This is a genomic window from Bacillus sp. SD127, assembly GCF_058566445.1.
Window position 1 is genome coordinate 862,715 of the sequence record NZ_CP191226.1, and the last position, 16,931, is coordinate 879,645.

Below are 16,931 nucleotides of genomic sequence, written 5' to 3' on the forward strand. Positions count from 1 at the left end.
CCGAAAAAGGATACGAATGTCAAACAGGTGCCGGTACGTGAAAATAGCCGGCTTAATAGGGAAACCGGTAAAAGCCGGTGCGGTCCCGCCACTGTAATTGGCCTTTGCGCCAAGAGCCAGGATACCTGCCTGTTTGATAAACACGAAGTCTGCGAGGACAGATGATGTGTAAACAATAGGCTTTTTTGTTGTTTACAGCGTCTTTACCATCGTAGAGATGCTTTTTTAGTTCATTTAGGAGGAAAGGATATGAAAAAATTAGCCGGAATATGGACGGCGCTACTGCTGACCGCCATTATGATTTCAGGCTGCGGCAATGCGGCAGGTGAGAAGGATTCCAATGCGAAGCAAAAGACAGCTGCGTCTGAAGCGTTCCCTGTCACAATTGATGATGCGTCAAACCAGAATGTTACCATCAAAAAGGAGCCGAAAAAAATTGTTTCGTTAATGCCGAGCAACACGGAAATTACATATGCTCTCGGACTCGGTGACAAAGTGGTCGGCGTCACCACAAACGATACATATCCAAAGGAAGTCAAACAGGTTGAGAAGGTTGGGGATATGAATGTAAACGTCGAGAAAGTCATTACTCTTAAACCTGATCTCGTTCTCGCTCATGAATCTTCCATGTCAGCCTCAGCAGATGCCATCAAGCAGCTGAAGGACGCTGGCATTGCTGTGCTGACTGTCAATGATGCACAATCATTCGCAGAGGTATACAAATCAATCGAAATGATCGGTGAAGCTGCCGGAGCTGAGAAAAAAGCGGGCCAACTGGTCAACAGCATGAAATCAGACCTGCATGAGATTAAAGAAAAAGCGAAATCCATTTCAAAAGACGAGGAAAAAAGCGTCTTTATTGAGGTTTCGCCTGATCCTGACATTTACACAACCGGAAAAGACACGTTTATGAATGAAATGCTGAATGTCATCCATGCTAAAAACGCTGCAGCGGATCAAAAAGGCTGGGTGCAAATGACAGACGAGGCCATCGTAAAGCTGAATCCAGACGCCATTGTCACAACGGACGGTGTAAAAGCGGATGCGGTGGAAAAACGCGATGGCTGGAGCGGAATCAATGCTGTGAAACATCATCGCGTTTATGATGTTGATCCTGATCTCGTCACACGTTCAGGTCCGCGTCTGATCGAAGGGGTCGAAGAACTTGCGGAAAGCATCTACCCGGATACGTTTAAAGAATAATCGTTTTGCTGCTTATAGCATCAGTTTCTTATTTTTAGCTGCCAGTATCATATTGGGCATTTCCTGCGGCAGTCTGCAAATTCCGATATCCGCCATCTTTCATATCTTTTGGCATGAAGGTTTTGGCGGCTCTGCCGGCACCTATGATCCAATGTATACAAATATTATGATGAATATCAGACTGCCGAGAGTCGTGCTGGCCGCCCTTGTGGGGGCGGCTCTTTCTATCGCAGGGGCTGCTTTTCAGGGGCTTTTGAAAAATCCGCTCGCTGATCCGTATACGCTCGGTGTTTCGTCCGGTGCTTCCGTCGGGGCGGTTTCAACCTTATTTTTTGGACTGCAATTCCCCGTCATCGGAGGCTTTACACTGCCGGTTGTAAGTGTAGCAGCAGCGCTTGTCACGATTGTGGCTGTTCTTTCGTTCAGCCGCCTCGTTCACGCTTCGATGTCTGTCTCTACGCTTATTCTGACCGGTGTCATCATCAATTCATTTTTGGGCGCATTTATTTCTCTCATCATTGCTCTGACAGGTGATAATTTGCTGCCGATTGTGCATTGGCTGCTTGGCAGCGTCTCGATGAGAGGCTGGAGCTACGTTGCCCTGTTTCTCCCGTTTTTTCTTTTAGGAACCGTGATCCTGATCATAAACGGAAGAGAACTCAACGTGATGACCTATGGAGAGGAGAAAGCAAGGCTTCTCGGGGTCAGCGTCCAGCACAGAAAAATGATGATTTTAATTGCAGGGTCACTGCTGACAGGCAGCGCTGTGGCTGTATCCGGCACCATTGGCTTTGTCGGGCTTGTGATTCCGCATATCACAAGATTGCTGTGGGGAACGGATCACCGGCATTTATTGCCGCTGTCTGCCTTGCTTGGCGCGGGATTTCTCGTTTTGGCCGATCTGCTTTCGAGAACAATGATTGAACCGGTTGAACTGCCGATCGGCATTATTACAGCCTTAGCGGGAGCTCCTGTTTTCGCTCTGATTTTAATTCGGCAGCATCGCGGGGGGAGAAGCTTATGATCAAGGCAGAGGGGCTGTCGGGAGGTTACGGAGGCAGCCGGCTGATTAAAAATATCAGTTTAACAGTGAAGAAGGGAGAATTTCTTGGCATTCTCGGACCGAACGGGAGCGGAAAAACAACACTGCTTCACTTGCTGACAGGAACACTTCCGGCAATAGAAGGCTCCGTTTGTCTGGCTGGCAAACCACTCACTGAATATAAACCGAAGAAACTGGCGCAAATGATGGCAGTTCTGCCGCAAAAAACAGAACAAGCCTTTAGCTTCACTGTCAAAGAAACCGTATCCTTCGGCAGATATCCATTTCAAAAAGGGCTGTTCAGCCAGCAGACTGAAGAGGATGAAGCCATTATTCGGAATGCGATGGAACAAACAGGGGTACTCGCTTTCGCTGAGAAATCGATTCGTGATCTAAGCGGGGGCGAACAGCAGCGGGTTTATTTGGCTCAAGCACTGGCGCAGCAGCCGCGCATTTTATTTTTAGACGAACCGACTAATTTTCTGGATTTGGCCTATCAAAAAGAACTGCTCGATCTTATCAAGCGCCTGACGAGAGAAAATGGGCTGACTGCTGTCAGTGTTTTTCACGATCTGAACATCGCTAGCCTGTACTGTGATGAAATCGTCTTTATAAAAAACGGAACAGCCGGACCTAAGCAAAAACCGGAAACCGCCATCACAGAAGAGCACATTAAGGCGTTGTATAACACGAAAGTCAGCACTTTCATCCATCATCAATTGCCTAAACCGCTTATTGCAATTCAGCCTGAAAACAGCGACCTAAAGCAGCAGGCGATTCCGTTTGAAACTTTGCTGCAAGTGCGGCGCGACGAGATCCTCTTGCAAACGGAAATCCCGCTCCGCACGCTGGCTTCTGCTCCTGTCGGTTCAGGCTTTTCTTGGAACCGGACGTTTCTCCATAAACGGCTGCCTGCCCAGTCTGATCAAAAAGAGGAGCTTTCAGCCTATTTATCTGAAAACGGCTTTTATCCGCAGGAAACCTGTGCGATGGCCTCCTCCGGCAGACTTGACCGGCTTGTGTGCCGTACGTTTGAAGACGAAGAGCTGTCGGTATGTATTTGTGTCATGTCCGGCTTTTCGATATGGATTTTGATCAACGGCTTTGCGACAGACCAATTCTTTGTCAAGGCTGTCATGCGGGCGGAAGCTGAGCGGATGAAAGTGCTGGGCGGTGAACAGGATGAACATGGAGAAATCCTCGTTGCAGCGACACAAACTGAAGAGACATCTTCAGAAACCATAGAAAAACGGCTGAATCAATTGATTAGTTTTGGGACTGCTGAATGTGTGCGGGAGGCTGCGGACCTGCTTGAATAAGTCTGTAAAGGAGACAGATATGATGAAACTATATACAAAAACAGGCGATAACGGGCAAACAAGTTTAATCGGAGGCAGAACAGACAAGGACAGCCTCCGAGTAGAAAGCTACGGCACGATTGATGAGCTGAACAGTTTTGTCGGACTGGCTTTGGCTGAGCTTTCCGGGAAGCGTGGCTTTGAGGATCTAACGGCCGAGCTGCTCAACATTCAGCACGAGCTCTTTGACTGCGGGGGCGATCTGGCAATCATCACAGAAAAAAGAGACTATAAATTGAAGGAAGAATCCGTCTCCTTTTTAGAAATGCGCATTGACGCCTATACAGAAGAGGCACCTGACCTAAAGAGATTTATTCTTCCGGGCGGATCAAAGGCCGCTTCGCTTCTCCATGTGGCGCGCACCATTACAAGGCGGGCGGAACGCCAAGTGGTGGCGCTGATGAAAACGGAAGAGGTCCATGAAATGGTGCTCCGTTATCTCAATCGATTGTCCGACTATTTCTTTGCCGCAGCACGGGCTGTCAATGTGAGAAGCGGTATTGACGATGTGGAGTATGAAAGAAGCGCTATTGTGTTTCGCGATCGAAACAGCAGCGGATCATAAAAAACATTATTGAAAGCTGGCATTTTCAGTACATGCCGGCTTTTTATTTTTTTCATTTTGTCAATTTCCCTTTTTACGACAAAAAATGAACCTTATGAATTATTGACTGAAAAATGGAAAAATGAGATATTGTAACAAATTGATGTAAAAAATAGGCAGTGGGGGGCTCTGATAGATGGTGAGACTCATTGAAAGTGATAGCGTCTGGAAGAGAAATTTTAACTTTCTTTTTTTCTCAAGAATAGTCAAGATTTCCGGCGATATGTTCGCATTTAATTCGATATTATGGTTTTTAATTTTTGACGGTGAAGGTGCGATCGGAACTGCTTTATTGATTGCTGTCACCTTTTTGCCGGAAGCCGTTTTAGCACCTGTGACGGGTCCTTTCATGAAGCAGAATACATTGAAATTCTGGATGTACTTTTCAGACCTGACAAGAGCCGCGGTTGTTTTAATCATTCCGATCTGCCATTTCGGCGGATTCTCTCCGCTGTGGTTTGTTATGACTCTTATGATTGTGCATTCAGCTACTGGCGCTGCCTACAATCCTGCTTCCATTGCTTTAATCCCTCAAATTGTAGATGAAAAGGGCATTCAAAAAGCAAATGCTGTGCTGCAGTCGTCCGCCCAAATTGTCCGGCTTGGAGCTGTGACACTATGCGGCGCTCTCCTTACGTTTATCAGTCCTTCATATACAATGCTTATGGCTCTCGTACTTTATCTTATTTCTGGTTTTCTTGTTCTCTTTATCAAATACACTGCTGTTGAAACAAAATCGGAATCAGCGGCCGTTGCACAGAGAGGTACATATTTTGGCAGACTGAAACGCGGTTTTGTCCTTGTCAGAAAACACCAAATCTTATATCCGCTCGCTATCTATTGTATTTTTATGAATTTCGCGGCAGCCCCTTGGGAAGCGCTCTCCGCTGTGTATGTTGCGGAGGATTTAAACGGACAGCCGATTGTATATTCGCTATTAAAAGCCACCACCGCAATAGGCGCGTTTTTATTGGGATTTGTTCTGACAAAAGTAAAAGTAAACAAGTACGGACTGCTCTTCGTAACGGCAGGCATTATTGAAGGGTTCGCATTCTTTATTACCGGAATGAATACCTTTTTGCCGCTCGTCTTTTTCGCCGCCTTTACTTTTGGCGCTGCAGTCAGTGCGATCAATGTTCCCGAGTATACGATTATACAGACATCTGTCGATAGCGAGGACCAGCCGCAAGTTTATGCCGTCATACATATGATCTCAAATATTTCGATTCCGGCCGGCGCTGTCATTTGCGGATATGCAGCAAATGCTTTTGGTTCAGGAAATGTGATCGCTGCCGGGGGAGTTGTGGAAATTATCGCGGGTATCGGAATCCTTCTGTTTACAAAGCTGGCCAAAGCAGAACAATCCGATTTGGTAAAAGAAAGGGAAGCAAGTGTTCATCTGTAAAGGTTTTTGAAGAAGCCATGCCTCGTGCATGGCTTTTTTTATGCCGCTGGGTCCGGTGCTGTCTACGACTCTGGTCTTATCCAAAAATCAATCTCTGATTCGTTTTGCTCATCTGCTGTTTTGTATAAGATGAAGACAAGGAAAACGAAAGGAGGATCTGCATGAAGATCAACAAGAAAACGATAGGCGGATTCTTATTAATTGTATTTGGAATCTCCGTCTTTTTTGGGGGAGGCAGCTTCGGATTTATGATTCCGCTTGTGATCGGAGGCTTGCTGACATACGCGGGAATCAAAAGATTCGCAGCGGGCAAAACCATCACAGGCATCATCTTGGGCGGAATCGGGGCGATGATGCTCATTTGCTCACTGCCGTTTCTCGTCGGAATTGCGCTCGCAGCCGCTATGGTGTATTACGGCTGGAAACTGATGAAAAACGGATCCGCGGAAAGCGATGTGTCAGGCTTTGACCCTGAGCCAGCTTCTGCCGGCTACCAGTCTCATTTTGATGACGAATGGGAAAATTTCTTAAAGAAAAAATAACACATGATATGAGGAGGAATAACGGTATGGTATTAAAAAGAATGAGAGATATGTTTGTTGCGTCAGTTCATGAAGGCTTGGATAAACTGGAGAACCCTAAGGTGATGCTGAATCAATACGTTCGTGATATGGAAAGCGATATTGCAAAAGCAAAACAAACGATCGTCAAACAGCATACGATTGCCTTTCAATTTAAGAAAAAATATGAAGAAGCAAATGAAGTGGCTGGAAAGCGTAAGAATCAAGCTCAGCTCGCTTTTGATGCCGGTGAAGAAGAGCTTGCGAAAAAAGCGCTGACAGAAATGAAGTATTTAGAGGGAAAGGCAGCAGAGCACAAAGCTTCCTACGAACAGGCAAGCAGCCAGCTGGCTGAGCTGAAAGAACAGCTGGCCACACTTGAAACAAGGCTTCAGGACGTAAAGGATAAAAAACAGGCGCTGATTGCCCGGGCAAACGCCGCAAAAGCAAAAGAGCATATGAACGCGACATTCGACAAAATTGACAGTGAAAGCGCGTATCGTGAATTTCTGCGGATTGAAAACCGAATTGAGGAAATGGAAATCCGTGCTGATTATTCGAAATCAGCGCAGGCCGGCACAGAATCGAGCCGAAGTGAATTTGCAGGTGAAGTAGAAGCTGAAATCGAAAAGATGCGGGAACTCTCATTGAAAAAATCAGATCAAACATCACATGCAGCAAATGAATAAGCGGGACAGGGAAGGGTTTTCGTCAAGTCCTTCCCTTCCGCACGTATCAATTCACAGGCTTTTCCTTTATAATAGAATGAATGAGAAGGATGAAAACAAATGAAAAAAATGCTTGGCAAACTGCTGATCATTGCCGGTATTCTTGTTTTTTCCGCAGTTGTTATCAAAGACGTGCTTGCTGAAGGTCTTTCATTCATAAACGGCACTGAAGCTGATTCAGCCAGTGCTTCACCGCATGAGATCGAAAGCGTAATCATTGAATCGGATCACAAGAATGTGAAGATCATAGCGGAAGAGCGTAATGACATATCAGCAAACATCTCAGGTGACTCTGGGAAATTGTTTGTGGCTGAAAAGAGAAGAAAGCTGGAGCTGACGGCAAAGGAAAAAGAATTTCAATTTTTGAATGGATTTCATCGCTCTTCCCTTGTCGTCCGCATTCCATATACGTACAAAGGCGGTTTGGTTGTGAGAACATCAAGCGGCGACGTGTCTGTAGCCGGTAACAAACACCTCACGCTTTCCGAGCTGAACGCAGCATCTGCAAGCGGAAATATGGACGTAACGGGTATCCGCCTCCAGGAGCTGAAGATGAAGGGTTCTTCCGGGGATGTGTCGATATCAAATACAGACGCTAAAACAGCCGGCATCCGGTTAACTTCAGGCGACGCAAACTTGGACGGTGTTTCAGGCTCACTTGATGTACGGATGACATCAGGAAACTTTCGTGCGGATTTAGAAAAGGTAGCAGGCTCTTCAGCTGTCACATTAACGAGCGGTGATGTGTATCTGGAGCTTCCCGAAAACGGCAGTTTCAAAGTTAATGCGGCTTCAGAGAGCGGAAGCGTCAGCTCGGCGTATCCATTTGCTGATACAGCACATAAAGATCATCATCAAATCACAGGCTCACATGGAAGCGGCCAGCATCTAGTCGATATTAAAACAGACAGCGGGGATGTAGCGATACAGTAGCATCTGGCAGAAGAAAGGAGGCGGAACAACCAGAATGACAAAAAAACAGCTTCTCGGACTTATGATTGCTTTATTTGGCATCAGTATGTTTTTGCAAATTATCGGAATAGGCGATCTGCTGTTTTGGCCGCTCTTTTTTCTGATTGCCGGCTATTTTTTAAAAAAGTACTCCCGTGACTGGCTTGGGTCCGTCATGTATATCTTTGCCGCTTTCTTATTTTTAAAAAATCTGTTCAGCATCACCTTTAACTTATTTGGCTACGCGTTTGCCGCATTTTTAATCTACGCCGGCTACCGGCTTGTGAAAGGAAAGCCAATTTTTGAACCGAGTGAGAAGCCTATCGACTTAACGAAAAAAGAAAAACAGTCCGAGCCTCCTAAAGATGTGAAACACCCTGACATGCGAAGCTTTTTTATCGGCGAGCTGCTGATGATGAAGCAGCCGTTTGATCTGAATGATTTAAATGTATCGGGTTTTATCGGCGATGTGAAAATCGACTTGTCAAAAGCGATGATTCCGGAGGGAGAGAGCACGATCGTCATCAGCGGAGTGATCGGAAACGTTGATATTTATGTTCCATCAGACCTTGAAGTGGCTGTCAGCTCGTCTGTTTTTATCGGCGACATTAATCTGATCGGATCGAAGAAAAGCGGATTAGGCACAAAGGTATACGCCGCGTCTTCTGATTTCAGCGAGTCCAAACGCCGGGTAAAGGTATCCGTCTCCCTATTTATCGGTGATGTGGATGTGAAATACGTATGAGAAAAAAACTGCTTGCCAGTCTCCAGTGGCGCGCCATTCGCATGACAACGGGAATCAGTCTGCTCCTTTTTGTCTGCTTGATTTCTTTTATGATGGTTTACTATCGGCTCGATCCGTTTGTGCTGCTGTCGTCAAGCTGGTTCGGGATTCCGTTTATCCTGATTTTGGTGCTGATCAGCCTTACGATCGGTTTTGCGTCAGGCTACATGTACGGCAACCGGCTGAAAACAAGGGTCGATACATTGATCGAATCGATTTTAACATTTGAAAACGGTAACTTCGCTTATCGTATACCGCCGCTCGGGGACGATGAAATTGGGCTTGCAGCCGATCAGCTGAATGAAATGGCGAAGCGGGTTGAACTTCAAGTCGCTTCCCTGCAAAAGCTTTCAAATGAACGGGCTGAATGGCAGGTGCAAATGAAGAAATCAGTCATTACAGAAGAACGCCAGCGATTGGCAAGAGACCTGCACGATGCTGTCAGCCAGCAGCTCTTTGCGATATCCATGATGACCTCCGCCGTATTAGAACACGTAAAAGATACGGATGATAAAACTGTGAAACGGATCAAGATGGTAGAGCACATGGCGGGAGAAGCCCAAAATGAAATGAGGGCGCTGCTGCTCCATTTAAGGCCAGTGACGCTCGAAGGGAAAGGGCTGAAGGAGGGTCTTACGGAGCTTTTGGACGAGTTCCGGAAAAAACAGCCGCTTGATATCGAGTGGGACATACAGGATACACCGATTTCCAAAGGAGTAGAGGATCATTTATTCAGGATCGTACAGGAGGCCCTTTCGAATGTATTCAGGCATTCAAAAGCCTCAAAAGTATCCGTAATCCTCGGTGCAAAGAACAATCAGCTGCGGCTGAAGGTCATTGATAACGGAAAAGGATTTAAGATGGACCAGGTAAAAGCGTCATCCTATGGCTTGAATTCGATGAAAGAACGTGCAAGCGAAATCGGCGGAGTTGCCGAGGTAATTTCGGTTGAAGGAAAAGGCACACAAATCGAAGTAAAGGTCCCGATTTTCCCGGAAGAAAAAGGAGAGAACGAACGTGATTCGAGTATTGTTGATTGATGATCATGAAATGGTCAGAATGGGGCTCGCCGCTTTTTTGGAAGCACAGCCCGATATTGATGTCATCGGCGAAGCATCTGATGGCAGCGAGGGTGTACAGCTTGCTGTTGAATTAAAGCCTGATGTGATTTTAATGGATCTTGTCATGGAAGGCATGGACGGCATTGAAGCGACAAAGCAAATTTGCCAGAAGCTTTCCGATCCGAAAATTATTGTGCTCACAAGCTTCATTGATGATGACAAAGTGTACCCGGTCATTGAAGCGGGAGCGCTCAGCTACTTATTAAAAACGTCAAAAGCGGCCGAAATCGCTGATGCGATCCGTGCCGCAAGCAAGGGAGAGCCAAAGCTTGAATCAAAAGTGGCGGGGAAAGTATTATCCCGGCTGCGCCACTCAGGGGAAAACGCGCACCCGCATGAATCCCTCACGAAACGGGAGCTTGAGATTCTCTGTCTGATTGCAGAAGGAAAAACAAATAAAGAAATTGGGGAGGAGCTGTTTATCACGATCAAAACAGTCAAAACCCACATCACCAATATTTTATCAAAGCTGGATGTCAGCGACCGGACACAGGCAGCCGTCTACGCACACCGCAATCACCTCGTAAAATAGGCGTCCGTTATTTGGACGCGCCCTTCGTTCCGAAGTCTCTGACGACCACATTGACATGATATTCTATTTCCGCATTGCTGAAATAATCATCCCATTTGTTTGAGATCTTTTTCCATTTCTGAGGATAATGGATTCTGACTTCGTTTCCCAGTCCGGTCACGTCTGTTTTGATCTCTTTCTGCAGCGTGCCCTTAATAAATGCTGTGACTGTGTCTTCTAATCGTTTTTCGACTGTTCTTTCAATATCTTTGATATATGAATCCATAAACGAATCTTCATCAGGATTCCAGTCCTCGGATAAACGCCCTTCAATATTGCGTGTGACGGTGAATGTAAACTTTCCGTCCTTGTAGGATGTCTTGACCTTTCGATTGCTGGAATACACTTCGTAAGAAAAAAGATAGCCATTACGTCTCAAATCAATGACGCCGCCTTTGACCGCGCCGGTAAATAAGTTAATATTTTGAACTTCACCCGGTGTTAAATTTCTGCTCCATAACTTATCTTTTATGATAGCAGCTCCGTTTATTGCGAGTTTGCCGTTTTCTACACCGACATGGGGAATGAGGAACGAATCGTCAGAGGTCAAGTGTTCTGAAATCTCCCCCAATGTAACAGGCTCCATCATTCTGATGGTGACCTTGTCATTCTCTGTCAGATCATAAATCACATTGGATGCGGGCTCGCCTTGATCATTCATTTTAAATATGTCCTTCGGGCGTCCATCGGTGACAAACACATACGAACTCCGCCTTGTCCCGTTGTCTCTGACAAATTGATTAATGATCGAGTCCATTCCAATATCAGCAAGCACGTCCTTGGAAAATAAAATGAGACGTAAATGCTGGGAAAATGTAGGATTGTGCTTTAATGCCGACGTTCTCATCATTTGATGAACCGTTTCACCCTTTGTGACAGCAATCTGTGTCGGATCAGATGAAGAGCCTTCCTTTGAACTGATTTTTTTCGGCACAAGAATCTGCTGGGTCAGTTCTAAATTATGATCATCCGGCTTGTCTAAGCCTACTCCGATCACCAAGCTTAATTCTTCGATATTCTTGCTGTCCCAGCATCCGGACAGCAAAAGGGTGCATATGAAAATACATAAAATCCGGATTTTCATTTTGCTGTAATCCTCCTTTTGACAGCTACAATGAAAAAGAGAATGAAGGGAAGTAAAAACACGCAGACGAAAATGTATCCGAGATAATCGCTATACATCATGACCTGATTGGCGTCATCCGGCCACAAAGAAAAATAATAGACAGCCGCGCCAATGAGAACCATGCTTTTTTTAGTCGATAATCCAAACGTCTTCTTCAGCCCGTTAGCGGCAAAATACCCGTAAATGACAAACGTTGTGAAAAATTGAATAATCCAAACGACTAGCAAAAACGATTCAAACCGTTCAATGAATATGCCTTTCAGCTCAAAAGACTGAAAGAGAGAAATGGTCGGCCAGATCAGCGTTTTCACCTCAGGAGCTGTCAAAGCCCCGACAACGATTATATACGTCAGGATATATAAAATAATCGGAATCAGAAATCCGATAGCCGCGTATCTGAATGTGTATTTCTTTTTCTTCATATGTTCAGGAAGAAACAGCATCACTTCCATTCCTAAAAAAGAGATGGAAACGACAGTTAGGGAGTTCGCGATCGGTCCCAATCCTTCACCTAAAACAGGGCGCAAATTATTGATGTCAAAAATTTTAAAACTGATCCCAAACACTATCAGCAAAATAATAATCGTAACCGTTAAATAAAAGGGAAACAGCCGCGAAACATCACTTAGCCCCCCAATGATTAAATAGATGCCGCAGCAGATAAACGTTAAAATAATGATCTGAATCGGCGTTCTCTCCAACAGGAAAAACTTCACCATTTCAGCCATCGCCCTGGTTTCAAAACTGGCCACGCCGATAAAATAGCAGGAGATCAAAAGCCCGATGATGCTGCCAATCCATTTCCCAAGGCCTTCCCGCAAATACTCAAACAGTGAGGGATATTGATGTTTTTTCTGAATGAGCGTGTTTAAATAAATGAAAAAAATAAAAATGACACCTTCTAAGATCAGCACAATCCAGCCGTCAGGAGTATTACCCTTAGTGGTCAGCGCTCGGGGCAATGTTAAAAGACCGGCACCGAGCATTGTATTTGCAACAACAGAAATACCTTGAAAGGTATTAAGTTTGAGTGGAGTCTGTTTTTGGCTCATTTGGATTATTCGCCTCTTTTGGTTTGTTTTTAATTGGGAGACGGATAATGGAATCCTCTGTATTTTTCAGGCTGAAAAATCCATTTGGTGAAAAATATGGAGATCCAAAGCTCGTTTGTCTCGTAAGGTGCGTATAAATGACCAGCATAAATAAAATAATCCCGTACAGCCCGAGTATTGCGGCGGAAAACATCGAAATAAAACGCAGCACCCGGAAAGACAGCCCCATTCCGTATTGGGGAACGGTAAAGGATGCAAGGGCAATGACACTGACGACAATCACCATAATCGAACTGACGAGATTCGCTTCTACCGCCGCTTGTCCGATGACGACACCCCCGACGAGGCCGATCGTCTGGCCAAGTGGGTTGGGAAGACGTAGCCCGGCTTCTCTTAGCAGCTCGATCGTCACTTCCATCAGCAAGGCTTCAAATATCGGAGGAAACGGCACGTTTTCCCTGTTTGCTGAAATTGTGACGGCGAGCGCGGTCGGCAAGAGCCCTTGATGGAATGACACGAGTGCGATATAAATCGATGACAAAAACAAGGTGATGAATATAGAAGCAAAACGCAGCGACCGGATGAGGGATGCCGAGATCCAGCGTTCGTAGTAATCATCCGGAGATTGCATCAGTACACCGAGTGAAACCGGCACCAAAAGCACAAATGGGGAACTGTCCACCAAAATCGCAACCCGGCCGTTGAACAGGGCGGACGACACTTTATCGGGCCTTTCCGTATTTTGAATTTGCGGAAACGGCGAGTATTTATTATCTTCAATAAGTTCTTCAAGCGTTCCGCTGTCCTGGATATCCTCCAGTTTGATATTGTTAAGCCGCGCTTTTACTTCTTTCACAACGGACTTTTTTGCTTTGCCTTCAATGTACATCATCGCCGCCGGCTTCAGTTTGTTATCGCCAATCATGATTTTTTTGGTAATGAGTTTCGGATGAGAGGTCCTTTGCCTGATCAGAGCAAGATTTGTATCGATATCCTCCACAAACGCAACCTTTGGTCCGCGAACCACTTTTTCAGTTGTCGGCTCTGTCAGGCTTCTTGTTTGTTTCTTTCCTGTGGACAGGATATAGGCTTTGTTGAGTCCATTAACAAACACCGCGCAATTGCCGCTGAGAATTTCCTTAACCGTTTTTTCGGACGTTTCTACTGGCCTTGCGTCAATTTGGTCGAGGCGTTTTTTGACCTGGTCAATCGTGAGTGTCTCCTCATCCTTGATTAAGGTTTTGATCGATTCCAAAACCTTCTGCTGGTCATTCAATTCACTAAAGTAGAGATAATAAAAAACAAGTCCGTTCGCCAGCATTTTTTTATTTTTCACCAGATCATCGTTTTCTTTTAATTTTGGAAGCACCAATGCTAAATTATCGTGTATATATTCCTTAAATTCTGTTTGTTCCAACGAGGTCACCTCTTGTCCAAAACCTTAGTAGAGGTTATCTTTTCCTGTTAAAAAAATGATATACTGTGTTACAGTATTTTATGGCAGAAGTTTTTTTATGAAAGCGGAGGATATGAAGTGGCACAGGTAAGACTTGCAGGAAAACAAGAAGAAATAGAACAGCTCATTAAATCATTTGAAAAGCATTACGATGTCTCTTATACATCGAGGGAGTACGGACGAACGAATCCGAAGTACAAATATTCAAAGGACTCCCGAGTATATCTTGAATTAAAATTAAAATCTGCCAAGATCGAAAAATAAAAAGGATTTTTTATATCACTGGCGAATTTGATCTATTGAAGCAACCGTTATGGAGGGATACATAAAATGGACTACAGAATTGAAAGAGACACCATGGGAGAAGTAAAAGTTCCTGCTGATAAATTTTGGGGCGCCCAAACACAGCGAAGCAAGGAGAACTTCAAGATTGGTTCTGAAAAAATGCCGATGCGTGTTGTGAAGGCGTTTGCAATATTGAAACGCAGCACGGCGATCGCTAATAAACGCCTGGGCAATCTAGATGCGGAAAAAGCGGAAGCCATTGCAGCAGTTTGTGATGATGTGCTCAAAGGCAAATACGATGATAACTTCCCGCTTGTTGTATGGCAGACCGGAAGCGGCACACAAAGCAACATGAACATGAACGAAGTGGTGGCCAATCGTGCGACTGCATTATTAAAAGAAAAGAACTCTGATCAAACGATTCATCCAAACGATGACGTTAACCGCAGCCAAAGCTCAAACGATACGTTCCCGACAGCGATGCACGTTGCTGCCGTTTTATCTGTCTATGAACAGCTTGTGCCTGCGCTTGATCAGCTTCGCAATACGTTAGACGAAAAAGCGAAAGCATACAATGATATTGTGAAAATCGGACGTACGCATCTTCAGGATGCCACACCTCTGACTCTTGGACAGGAAATCAGCGGATGGGTGCACATGCTCGATCGTTCGAAGGAAATGATTTTAGAAGCGACAGACAAAATGCGCGCGCTTGCAATCGGAGGTACAGCTGTCGGAACAGGAATCAATGCTCACCCGGAATTTGGAGAGCTTGTTTCAGAGGAGATCACGAAACTGACAGGTCAAACGTTTAACAGCTCGTCGAATAAATTCCATGCGCTGACAAGCCATGACGAAATCACATATGCACACGGCGCTTTAAAAGCTCTTGCCGCTGATTTAATGAAAATCGCAAACGATGTCAGATGGCTTGCGAGCGGGCCTCGCTGCGGCATCGGGGAGATTGTCATTCCTGAAAATGAGCCTGGCAGCTCCATTATGCCTGGAAAAGTGAACCCGACACAAAGTGAAGCACTGACGATGATCGCAGCGCAAATTATGGGGAACGATGCGACAATCGGCTTTGCCGCAAGTCAGGGGAACTTTGAACTAAACGTATTTAAACCTGTGATCATTTACAACTTCCTGCAATCCGTGCAGCTGCTGAGTGACGGAATGAACTCCTTCCATGATAAGTGTGCTGTCGGTATCGAGCCAAATAAAGAAACGATTCAGGAAAACTTGTCGAATTCTTTAATGCTGGTTACGGCGCTGAATCCGCATATCGGATATGAAAATGCCGCAAAAATTGCCAAGCTTGCCCATAAAGAGGGATTGACGCTGAAAGAAGCGGCTTTGAAGCTTGAATTGCTGACAGAGGAACAATTTAACGAAATGGTGAAACCGGAAGATATGGTAAAACCAAAGGCGTAATAGAGAAAAAACGGCTGCTTGTAAAGCAGCCGTTCTTCTAAATATATTGCTGTTTCAAGAGATATGTAAGCTGCTCGGCATCCTCTGCGAGAGCTTCCGACTCCATCAGATTATGGATCATTCCTTTTATGATCACCAGCTTCGGTGTTTTTTTCTTCATTTCTGCTTCAAGTATGTCCAAGCTCTCCGATAATTCAAAAGAGGAGTTTGTATTCAAGTTTTTTATTTTTTCACGAAGGCTTTTCACAATCGATTCAGTCAGCGGGTCAGGCCGTCCGTGAGACAGGGGCCCGAATAAAGAGCTTGCTTCTTCTAATGTAATGAAAGGCTCATCGTTTCGTTCAGACATGCCTTTGACCATATCATCAATTCGGTTAATAACGATATCTGCTAATTGATCCGGCTTCACAGTATACCCGAGCAAAATCATGCATTCCAGGTAAATCTGGCTGATTCCTTCTATTAGAAAACAAAGCTCCGCTGTATAAGGTTCAGCTTTCTCTCCATATATGTTTAACAGACTGTCAATGTGAAATTGAAGGGAAGTCTGGCGGATTTTTTTCGCGCATTGCTCTACTTCATCCGTATAAGGCAGAGAACCTTCCTTCATCTGCATTGTAATAAAGTCTTTGTGTTCAAGGATGTTTTCATAGAACACGGTAAGCTGCTTGCGGTAAGCTGTTCTGGGGCTGTCGCCTTTCGTTTTAATATTTAAAATACGGGTAAACGTTTTATCATAATAGTAATTCAGCATAGACAATAGCAGCGCTTCTTTAGAAGGAAAATAAATATAAAAAGCGCCTTTAGAAATTTTGCATGCTTTGGCAATTTCCTGAACCGATGTTGAGTTATATCCTTTTTGGGCAAACAGTTTAATGGCTGTTTCAATAATCAGCTTCTCTTTTTCCTTCAAATGGTTCCACCCTTTCGGAGCCTGAGGCCTACATAGGATATGACCATATAGTCATACCGTACGTTATAAATTTAACCTTATTGTAACTTGTTTTTTTATCATGTATTATTTATATTATAAATTGAGATGACCGAACGGTCAAAGCTCAAGCGAAAGGGTGAATCTGAAATGAGAGAATTGGACGAAATGATCAGCCGCTTGCGAAACAGAGGAATTAAAGTGGAAAAAGTCAAATATCCGAAGCAGACGTTGTCAGAGAAAAAATGGGTTCATCAATGCAAACAGCCGCTCAAAACAAATTACAGAGATTTTAACGGCTATTCTTTCACATAAAAAAT

Annotated in this window: 18 protein-coding genes and 1 riboswitch; of the genes, 14 read left to right on the top strand and 4 right to left on the bottom strand. The window is 44.8% G+C overall.

What is annotated here, in order from left to right:
- Positions 1-8: 8 nt before the first annotated feature.
- A riboswitch (cobalamin riboswitch) is annotated at positions 9-147 on the top strand.
- A gap of 102 nt (positions 148-249) precedes the next feature.
- The 11 genes from ACQVGS_RS04430 to liaR all read left to right on the top strand — a co-directional run bounded on the left by ACQVGS_RS04430 (position 250) and on the right by liaR (position 10,288).
- Entirely contained in the window at positions 250-1,203 is a 954-nt protein-coding gene (locus ACQVGS_RS04430; protein ID WP_491831054.1) for an ABC transporter substrate-binding protein, read from the top strand.
- Positions 1,166-2,227, top strand: coding sequence for a FecCD family ABC transporter permease (locus ACQVGS_RS04435; protein WP_491831056.1), 1,062 nt, complete (start codon positions 1,166-1,168; stop codon positions 2,225-2,227). The genes ACQVGS_RS04430 and ACQVGS_RS04435 overlap by 38 nt, the downstream gene beginning before the upstream one ends.
- A complete protein-coding gene (locus tag ACQVGS_RS04440) occupies positions 2,224-3,564 on the top strand; it encodes an ABC transporter ATP-binding protein (RefSeq protein WP_127696486.1) in 1,341 nt (446 codons plus the stop codon). Before ACQVGS_RS04435 ends, ACQVGS_RS04440 begins: the two co-directional genes overlap by 4 nt.
- Positions 3,565-3,586: 22 nt before the next feature.
- On the top strand, positions 3,587-4,168 hold the full coding sequence (locus ACQVGS_RS04445; RefSeq protein WP_185848642.1) for a cob(I)yrinic acid a,c-diamide adenosyltransferase: 582 nt from the start codon (positions 3,587-3,589) through the stop codon (positions 4,166-4,168).
- Between the two features lie 175 nt (positions 4,169-4,343).
- On the top strand, positions 4,344-5,612 hold the full coding sequence (locus ACQVGS_RS04450) for an MFS transporter (RefSeq protein ID WP_024122804.1): 1,269 nt from the start codon (positions 4,344-4,346) through the stop codon (positions 5,610-5,612).
- 161 nt (positions 5,613-5,773) lie between these two features.
- Positions 5,774-6,154, top strand: coding sequence for a cell envelope stress-induced membrane anchor protein LiaI (liaI, locus tag ACQVGS_RS04455; RefSeq protein WP_095714047.1), 381 nt, complete (start codon positions 5,774-5,776; stop codon positions 6,152-6,154).
- Positions 6,155-6,180: 26 nt separating this feature from the next.
- The gene (gene liaH / locus ACQVGS_RS04460) at positions 6,181-6,861 is read left to right on the top strand and encodes a stress responsive protein LiaH (RefSeq protein WP_446837948.1); all 681 of its coding nucleotides are present in this window, start codon (positions 6,181-6,183) and stop codon (positions 6,859-6,861) included.
- 99 nt (positions 6,862-6,960) lie between these two features.
- Positions 6,961-7,833: a LiaG family protein gene (liaG, locus tag ACQVGS_RS04465; protein WP_106021997.1), complete on the top strand. Its 873-nt coding sequence runs from the start codon at positions 6,961-6,963 to the stop codon at positions 7,831-7,833.
- A gap of 34 nt (positions 7,834-7,867) precedes the next feature.
- Positions 7,868-8,596 (top strand): cell wall-active antibiotics response protein LiaF, encoded by a 729-nt coding sequence (gene liaF / locus ACQVGS_RS04470; RefSeq protein WP_024122800.1) that lies wholly within the window; start codon positions 7,868-7,870, stop codon positions 8,594-8,596.
- Positions 8,593-9,675, top strand: coding sequence for a two-component system sensor histidine kinase LiaS (gene liaS, locus ACQVGS_RS04475; protein ID WP_024122799.1), 1,083 nt, complete (start codon positions 8,593-8,595; stop codon positions 9,673-9,675). The genes liaF and liaS overlap by 4 nt, the downstream gene beginning before the upstream one ends.
- The gene (liaR, locus tag ACQVGS_RS04480; protein WP_106019536.1) at positions 9,653-10,288 is read left to right on the top strand and encodes a two-component system response regulator LiaR; all 636 of its coding nucleotides are present in this window, start codon (positions 9,653-9,655) and stop codon (positions 10,286-10,288) included. Before liaS ends, liaR begins: the two co-directional genes overlap by 23 nt.
- Positions 10,289-10,295: 7 nt before the next feature.
- Here the strand turns inward: liaR and gerAC are convergent, their stop codons facing one another.
- Genes gerAC through gerAA form a run of 3 tightly spaced genes read right to left on the bottom strand, consistent with a single transcriptional unit; the run spans position 10,296 to position 13,922 of the window.
- Complete coding sequence (gene gerAC, locus ACQVGS_RS04485; protein WP_326374557.1) at positions 10,296-11,411, bottom strand: spore germination receptor protein GerAC; 1,116 nt, start codon at positions 11,409-11,411, stop codon at positions 10,296-10,298.
- The gene (gene gerAB / locus ACQVGS_RS04490; RefSeq protein ID WP_188323290.1) at positions 11,408-12,505 is read right to left on the bottom strand and encodes a spore germination receptor protein GerAB; all 1,098 of its coding nucleotides are present in this window, start codon (positions 12,503-12,505) and stop codon (positions 11,408-11,410) included. The genes gerAC and gerAB overlap by 4 nt, the downstream gene beginning before the upstream one ends.
- Positions 12,474-13,922, bottom strand: coding sequence for a spore germination receptor protein GerAA (gerAA, locus tag ACQVGS_RS04495; protein WP_101859972.1), 1,449 nt, complete (start codon positions 13,920-13,922; stop codon positions 12,474-12,476). Before gerAA ends, gerAB begins: the two co-directional genes overlap by 32 nt.
- Before the next feature lie 117 nt (positions 13,923-14,039).
- Between gerAA and ACQVGS_RS04500 the strand changes: the two genes are divergently transcribed.
- Together ACQVGS_RS04500 and fumC are read left to right on the top strand one after the other, a co-directional pair.
- Positions 14,040-14,225 (top strand): YvzF family protein, encoded by a 186-nt coding sequence (locus ACQVGS_RS04500; protein WP_010331829.1) that lies wholly within the window; start codon positions 14,040-14,042, stop codon positions 14,223-14,225.
- 66 nt (positions 14,226-14,291) lie between these two features.
- On the top strand, positions 14,292-15,680 hold the full coding sequence (gene fumC, locus ACQVGS_RS04505) for a class II fumarate hydratase (RefSeq protein ID WP_010331827.1): 1,389 nt from the start codon (positions 14,292-14,294) through the stop codon (positions 15,678-15,680).
- A 37-nt stretch (positions 15,681-15,717) separates the two neighbouring features.
- Here the strand turns inward: fumC and ACQVGS_RS04510 are convergent, their stop codons facing one another.
- Positions 15,718-16,593: a TetR/AcrR family transcriptional regulator gene (locus ACQVGS_RS04510; protein ID WP_106019535.1), complete on the bottom strand. Its 876-nt coding sequence runs from the start codon at positions 16,591-16,593 to the stop codon at positions 15,718-15,720.
- A gap of 168 nt (positions 16,594-16,761) precedes the next feature.
- Between ACQVGS_RS04510 and spxO the strand changes: the two genes are divergently transcribed.
- Entirely contained in the window at positions 16,762-16,926 is a 165-nt protein-coding gene (gene spxO / locus ACQVGS_RS04515; protein ID WP_003221681.1) for an anti-adapter protein SpxO, read from the top strand.
- Positions 16,927-16,931: the final 5 nt, after the last annotated feature.

What these genes read in the sequence shown, in the direction of transcription:
- ACQVGS_RS04430 (WP_491831054.1), top strand. Translation starts at nt 250, where the DNA reads ATGAAAAAATTAGCCGGAATATGGACGGCGCTACTGCTGACCGCCATT.
- ACQVGS_RS04440 (WP_127696486.1), top strand. Translation starts at nt 2,224, where the DNA reads ATGATCAAGGCAGAGGGGCTGTCGGGAGGTTACGGAGGCAGCCGGCTG.
- ACQVGS_RS04445 (WP_185848642.1), top strand. Translation starts at nt 3,587, where the DNA reads ATGAAACTATATACAAAAACAGGCGATAACGGGCAAACAAGTTTAATC.
- ACQVGS_RS04450 (WP_024122804.1), top strand. Translation starts at nt 4,344, where the DNA reads ATGGTGAGACTCATTGAAAGTGATAGCGTCTGGAAGAGAAATTTTAAC.
- liaI (WP_095714047.1), top strand. Translation starts at nt 5,774, where the DNA reads ATGAAGATCAACAAGAAAACGATAGGCGGATTCTTATTAATTGTATTT.
- liaH (WP_446837948.1), top strand. Translation starts at nt 6,181, where the DNA reads ATGGTATTAAAAAGAATGAGAGATATGTTTGTTGCGTCAGTTCATGAA.
- liaG (WP_106021997.1), top strand. Translation starts at nt 6,961, where the DNA reads ATGAAAAAAATGCTTGGCAAACTGCTGATCATTGCCGGTATTCTTGTT.
- liaF (WP_024122800.1), top strand. Translation starts at nt 7,868, where the DNA reads ATGACAAAAAAACAGCTTCTCGGACTTATGATTGCTTTATTTGGCATC.
- liaS (WP_024122799.1), top strand. Translation starts at nt 8,593, where the DNA reads ATGAGAAAAAAACTGCTTGCCAGTCTCCAGTGGCGCGCCATTCGCATG.
- gerAC (WP_326374557.1), bottom strand. Translation starts at nt 11,411, where the DNA reads ATGAAAATCCGGATTTTATGTATTTTCATATGCACCCTTTTGCTGTCC.
- gerAB (WP_188323290.1), bottom strand. Translation starts at nt 12,505, where the DNA reads ATGAGCCAAAAACAGACTCCACTCAAACTTAATACCTTTCAAGGTATT.
- fumC (WP_010331827.1), top strand. Translation starts at nt 14,292, where the DNA reads ATGGACTACAGAATTGAAAGAGACACCATGGGAGAAGTAAAAGTTCCT.
- spxO (WP_003221681.1), top strand. Translation starts at nt 16,762, where the DNA reads ATGAGAGAATTGGACGAAATGATCAGCCGCTTGCGAAACAGAGGAATT.